Below are 2550 nucleotides of genomic sequence, written 5' to 3' on the forward strand. Positions count from 1 at the left end.
CTTTTCTTTTCCCATTGAATCAATGCCTCTTGGTGTTTAATAAGCAATTCTTTAATTTGAGAATCCTCAGAAAATGATATCGCACTTCTAACCGCTGCAAAGTAAACGTTAGACGCACCTCGTTGAAGCGGTATAACGTCTCTCCCTTTACCATCTTTATCTTTACAGCCTTTATTAAACTCAAGTTTATGAGGATGTGAACCTCTACATTTATATCCTTTAAATGATTTAGGATCTAAAGCCCCCCTTAAAGATTTCCCACTATCCATGCAAGAACATCTCACGCTTAGTGATTCTAAGCCTGAGGAATCTCCTGCACTTGACAAGGTTAATCTTCCATTACATTCCTTATATTCTTTTCCATGAGCCCACCATTTCCATGGGAAATCCTCCAAATGGTTATCCTCACAAGAGATAACAAACCTCGCAGGATGTGCTCTCCAATCACAAATAGGGCATCTCGGTCCTTTCTCTAAATATTCCCCGATTTTAAAATTGTCTCGTATATCAAACAGATTCCTACATTTGGTATTGCTACACTCATGATAAAAGGGAAAAGGTATTACTGGTAGATCCGCGAATTGACCTGTTGCTGGTACTTTCTTGAAATAATGTTTACCCAAAAAATTTGCAAGATTTTTATCATAGATAATGTCCTTGGCTTTATCCCAATATCGAATATCTAAAATCATTAAAGAATCATTCACTGAGTCTATAATAGCGCCAGGACCAAAGGTAGTAATCAACTGCCCTGGTCGGATTTCTCCGACTTTATTTCTCATTTTAACCACCACTCCTTTTCATAAAGCTTCAAACTACTCGTTATTTCAATTTCTCTCATTGAATCAAGCGTTGGTCTTTCTACCCTACGCAATTCTTTCTCAGCATATCGTCTGAGTAAACGATTTTTATTTATACCATTTTTTGCAGCGTACTTATTCATAGTAGAAAAATAATATTCAAGATCTGTGCGAAGTTCGCTATCTTTAATCCAATTATCCAAAAACTGGTTCAACTCACTTAGCGTATCAGTTGCATTCTTTTTTTCTACTATTGAAACCCTTTCCCGAATTGTTTCTCTAATATTTGAAAGATTTGCATATCTAATGTTTTTTGCATTTTTATTTCCTGCCAATTCTGGATTATCTAAACGAAGTAAAGCAACTGCTACTGCATGTAAAAATCGATCTCTCGCTCGTGATGCATAAGGAGTGGCAGTCGTTCCCTCAACGTGATAATACAAACGACCGTGGTAACCTTTAAAATTTTGATAATGAGACATGTCTCTTGGGCGATATGGGTTATACACTGTTATCACTAATCCAGGGAATTTTCTCCCCACCCGACTCGATGCTTGAATGTATTCGGATGTTTGTTTAGGTTGCCCCGTCACTACCATTAACCCCAGTCTATCGACATCCATGCCAACAGCAATCATATTAGTTGCCAAAACAACAGCAATCTCTCCTTCCCCCATTTCTTTTTCCAGTTCTCCCAAAACCTCTGGAATTTTGTAAGAAGGAATACGCGATGTTAGCTCTCTGTACTTGTTAATATAACGCTGAGCAGGAAACTTATATTTGTTCGTGATAATTTGTAATCTTTTCTTTACGTCATCATCTAATAGGCGAACAGTTCCACCGAGCTCTCTTATACTGTTAAAATAACCAATCAACGTCCGATAAGGATCGAGATATTTTGAATATTCTGGATTATCTTTTAAATTCTCTGTAAATTGTAGGAGCACAGCATATACACGTACCAAAACGGTTTTCATAGAATGACCTGAAACACATATTCCACTGTACAATCTGAAAGGTTCTTCTTTAATCGGGATTTCTTTTGCAAAAAACGAATCCTCAACTTCCAAACCTGATGGTGGAAATTGCTTCATTTCGTTACGAGCATATAAACGTTTAATCTGTTCATCTGCATTTTGAATAGTAGCAGTAGCAACAACATATTTTGGTTTTATTTTCTCACCATTTTCTAAAGAGTAACTACACAATTCCTCAATCGCTGTTTCATAACCACCGTATATTGAACCTAACGGTCCTGTAATTAAGTGAAGCTCATCTTGAATAATTAACTCCGGTGGATAAAAAGGTTTTACTTCATAAACACTAGCCCTTGGATTTCTATGTGAACTAGGATGTTCTTCGCCTTTTGCTATATAACCACAGCGCTCACAATACCGATCCACTTTCCCAAACAAAGACGCTGTTCTCTCATCCCACGGTAATCGTGCAAATTTATCAACTGTAGAAATCACAACAGTAGGTAATTTTCTATAAATTTCCTCGTCAATTAAATACACTGGAATGTTAGTCTTTGAAAAATAACACTTCGGATTTCCGCAATAAATCCTAAAACCATGCTTTTCAATATCTACGTCTTCACTCGGGGATATTTCATAAACCAATTTGTCTTTGCTTATCCCACAACAAGGGCAATTAATAATTTGTTTTTTCAAACGTTCATATTCTAACTTTACACCCTTACCATCCTTATAATTATATACATGCACTTTAAAGTAATGACTTCTGTATA

At 36.4% G+C, this 2550-nt stretch carries 1 protein-coding gene and 1 pseudogene; both read right to left on the reverse strand.

Annotated features, from left to right (window positions below; genetic code table 11):
• A pseudogene (locus M4I42_RS16550) lies at positions 1-782 on the reverse strand (hypothetical protein); the annotation flags it as partial.
• On the reverse strand, positions 779-2550 hold a 1772-nt coding region (locus M4I42_RS16555; protein WP_268853147.1), incomplete at its 5' end, for a helicase-related protein. The pseudogene M4I42_RS16550 and the gene M4I42_RS16555, both read right to left, overlap by 4 nt.

Source organism: Anoxybacillus sp. J5B_2022, from assembly GCF_026847645.1.
In the GTDB taxonomy this organism is placed as follows: domain Bacteria; phylum Bacillota; class Bacilli; order Bacillales; family Anoxybacillaceae; genus Anoxybacteroides.